This is a genomic window from Okeania sp. (assembly GCF_983059655.1).
In genome coordinates this window covers 1-3,627 of sequence record NZ_CEZPJD010000794.1, presented here as the reverse complement: position 1 = coordinate 3,627, position 3,627 = coordinate 1, and the positions used below count along the sequence as shown (strand labels likewise).

The following is a 3,627-nucleotide window of genomic DNA, read 5'->3' as shown; positions in this document are numbered from 1 at the left end:
AGTGGGGGAGTAGGGGAGTGGGGGAGTAGGGGAGTAAAGTCAATTCATTGTCACGCTTAGAAAAATTGTATCCTTTGAAATTTTGAAATTTCGTACATCTTAACTAGAATTACTTAAGCAAAAATATAGGGTTGTAAATATTCTCTGACGACAAAGAATTAGCCCTGCCCTTTGAAAGGGGGGCTTAAGAATTCAGACTTCAGACTTATGCTATAACTTTTTTATTAAAATGGTATGATTAGACCACAAAGTAGGGACGTTGTCAGATATGGGATAATATTCAACAATTACCAAATAATTAATAATTAATAATTAAATAATTATGGTTTAAAGCCTCCCCTTTTAAGGGGATAAAAAGCGGTCGTTTGCGGAGCAGTCCGTTAGGATGGGATGGCGAGGTCTCCTCGCCATATCCAATCGACCAAGAGAAGAAATAATACTTCCTTATATTCAATCCTCTCGGTTTTAACCAGAGGTAATTATCAATTATCAATTATCCATTATCCATTAATGAACCCCATACTACCTTTTTTGAGATTAAACTCAGGAATATCTTGAGTTAATTGGACTTGAGAAAATAGAGAAAATGTCATTTTGATTAACCTTTTTTGATGTAAACATTCAGCTAGCTCACAGTCAGCTTTTAGCTGTTTCATAAGAATATACATTGCTAAGGTCAAGGTTAGTTTTTTTCCAATATTTTAATTCTCTTTAAATCTCTCAATACTAATTCCTGTTATAAAGACAATGAATTAATAGCTGATAGCTGATAGCTGACTGCTGAATGCTTACTTTTTGATAAAGGAGTTATCAGCTTATGAATTTAATAAAAATCTTACAAGAAAATCGTTTAATGAAAACACCTCAAGAAATCAATATATTTGAGGAAACTTTAGAAAAAATTGCTAAAAATCCTAATGATGATAATTTAAAAGACTTACATCTTATCTTAGATGATAATTGTGAACATCCTGAAATTATGTTTACTTTAGTTCATTTTTTAGAATATTTTGACCTGCAAAAACAAATACAAGCTTTTATTGAAGTTATTCCTCAATTAATGAACGCTGCACCAGAATGGGCAAAAATTATTCACTATCGAATCATTAATGATGAATCTGCTTGTAAACTTTATCAAAATAGTCTGGAATTAGCTAATCAAAAGACACCTCATTTTTTATATCAACTTTTATTAGAAAGCGTTAAAAATCATCTCAATTCATCCTCAGAGGTCATGTTAACCTAAATTGCTGTAACTGTTCTACCGAAAATGATATAAAGTGAAATCTGCTGTATTTTTTGGTCAGGAGTATTAATAATGGCCAATCCAAAATTGTTGAATTTGGGATCATGGCTACCCCGTTCTCGTGCTAATGGCCCGGGGACACAGATGGTCTTGTGGGTACAGGGTTGTCCGTTTCGTTGTTCTAATTGTCAAAATTCTGATTATTTGCAGTTTAAACTTAATCAAGTTGTAACTGTTGATAGAGTCTGGGAGGTGTTTGCACAACATTTAGATTTGGCAGGAATGTCTTTTTCTGGAGGAGAACCTTTTGCTCAAGCTTTAGCACTGGAGGAGTTGGCAATGCGGATACAAAGTATGGGTAAAACCGTAGTTTGCTGGAGTGAGTAGAGTATTACTTATACTGGGTTTCCAGTGGACAAAAATTTATTAAATTATCCATTGTTTTAGTTAATTTTATAGGTGTTTTTTATGAGTAAAGTTATTGTGATAGACGATCGCCAATTTAGTAAAACAAGCCTTGTTAAAACTTTGGCCTAAATTTATAAAAGGAGGTTTAAATGAGTGTGATAGTGATAGGCGATCGCGCCGTGGGAAAAACTCACATGGCATTGGCCTTAGCAAAGGAATATAAGGGATCGCGGGTTCGGATCAAAGATCCATCTTATCAGACACTAAGAGATAAACTTCAAAATGTTGATACTGGTGAGATGATTAGAACTACAGAAATTACAAAAACACAAGTAAAACTACAAGTTGAGTTACATAAACCTAAAATTATAGAATCAGTTTGGGTGGATACTCCAGGGGAAATGTTTAAGCCTGAATGGCAGAAAGACCATGATATTGCTTGGAATGACTTTAAGCAAGATATTGGTCAACATATAGGAATCATTTTGTTATTGCCTCCTTATCAACAAATAGTCAGCAATAATTTGCTCAACCAGGCATCCCCAGATATGACTTTAGAGCGAGACGATTTAATGAACACTCAAAATTGGTGTGATAACTTAGAGAATTGGTTAAAGTTTTTGAATAAAAATTGTAGTCGAGTAGATAACATTACTATTTGCCTGCATAAAGCTGATTTATTCTGTGGAAATCTTGAGGTTGAAGCACAAAAAACTCAGGGACATCCTGTCGATCGCCAAAGACAAGTACGCAATGGATATTTTGCTGTTGCTAAAGAAGTAATAAAGAGAAATAACCGAGAGGCAAGACCTTTTCAGTTTTTCATTACTAGCATTAGCCATCGTACTTTACTAGAAGCACCTTGGCTTTATTTAAGTCCTTTTATTCTCTATCATCGTTAAAAGTATGACTCAGATTAGTATTATTGGTACTAGAGGATGTGGTAAGACAACCTATCTTGCGGCTTTAGCTCTCTGTCCTCACCGAGATGAATACCCCGGTTTAGAAGTTACTCCCATAGGAGATGATGCAGAAGAGTTAGTAGGAATGGCAGAAGGTATTATTCGTAGGGGTCAAGCTCTACCTCCAAATAGAAAAGAAGAGGAAAGAAAAGAGTATGAGTTTGATATTAGGATACCGAAATTGACTGAGACAATTAGATTGTCAGTTAAAGATAGTTCTGGTGAATTATTTGACGACTTTGTATTTGATAGAAGATACTGGGAACCAGAAGTTGATGGTCTTGTGAATGAATTATGCCAACCTGAAGTTACAGGATGGATAGTTATGACTGATTGGATTAAGGAATTAGATACAAGAATCTATCAACCAGCTCTGAAAAATTTATTGGCAGAACTTAATGTGAGTGAAAACTATCATAAAAAAGATAAAGATATTCCTACAAAAAGGATAGCAGTTATGATGTCAAAATCTGAAAGAGGAGAAGCTTGGACGGGTCGTTTAGATCCTGGGAATGATTTGTTTAAACTACGGTTGCCAGAGACTTATAAAGAATTACAAAAAAAGATTCACCATCCTAAAAGAATTAACTTTTTTGCTTGTTCATCTTTTGGAGTTTTAGGGGATAAAAACCCACGACCAAATCGTTTAATTTCTTCTGATAATGATATGCGGGAATATGCTTATTTGCGAGAAGGAAGTGAATGGCGACCTTATGGCTTATTTTCACCTATTTATTGGTTAGTTAAGGGAAGGAGGTATTGGGATGAAAGTATGTAGTTTCAAACTTACTTAGGGTTTGCTGAAAAAGTATTTTTAAGAAGTAGGGAAGTAATTTTTCTGCCCAAGCAAGTATGAGACAAAATGTTAACTTTTTGAGCGTTTTCGACCGAAAATCTAGCACTTTTTTTAGCAAAACTTTGTTGTTAGGTGAAAAATAATTAGGAGTTGTAACTTTATGTCATCATTTTCAATTCACCAATTTTCAAGTGGTATTAGAAATCCTCATCAGA

At 34.4% G+C, this 3,627-nt stretch carries 5 protein-coding genes; 4 read left to right on the top strand and 1 reads right to left on the bottom strand.

What is annotated here, in order from left to right:
• Positions 1-500: 500 nt before the first annotated feature.
• Positions 501-656: a hypothetical protein gene (locus AC3DU7_RS28475; protein WP_488042622.1), complete on the bottom strand. Its 156-nt coding sequence runs from the start codon at positions 654-656 to the stop codon at positions 501-503.
• Between the two features lie 161 nt (positions 657-817).
• On the opposite strand from AC3DU7_RS28475, the gene AC3DU7_RS28470 reads away from it, so the two are divergent.
• The 4 genes from AC3DU7_RS28470 (at position 818) to AC3DU7_RS28455 (ending at position 3,394) form a co-directional block, all read left to right on the top strand.
• On the top strand, positions 818-1,246 hold the full coding sequence (locus AC3DU7_RS28470; protein WP_488042621.1) for an Imm30 family immunity protein: 429 nt from the start codon (positions 818-820) through the stop codon (positions 1,244-1,246).
• 72 nt (positions 1,247-1,318) lie between these two features.
• Positions 1,319-1,633 carry a 4Fe-4S cluster-binding domain-containing protein gene (locus AC3DU7_RS28465; RefSeq protein ID WP_488042620.1) on the top strand — a complete coding sequence of 105 codons (315 nt, stop codon included), beginning with the start codon at positions 1,319-1,321 and terminating at the stop codon, positions 1,631-1,633.
• Positions 1,634-1,803: 170 nt separating this feature from the next.
• Positions 1,804-2,556: a hypothetical protein gene (locus AC3DU7_RS28460; RefSeq protein ID WP_488042619.1), complete on the top strand. Its 753-nt coding sequence runs from the start codon at positions 1,804-1,806 to the stop codon at positions 2,554-2,556.
• 4 nt (positions 2,557-2,560) lie between these two features.
• Positions 2,561-3,394, top strand: coding sequence for a TRAFAC clade GTPase domain-containing protein (locus AC3DU7_RS28455; protein ID WP_488042618.1), 834 nt, complete (start codon positions 2,561-2,563; stop codon positions 3,392-3,394).
• The last annotated feature ends 233 nt before the right edge of the window (positions 3,395-3,627 follow it).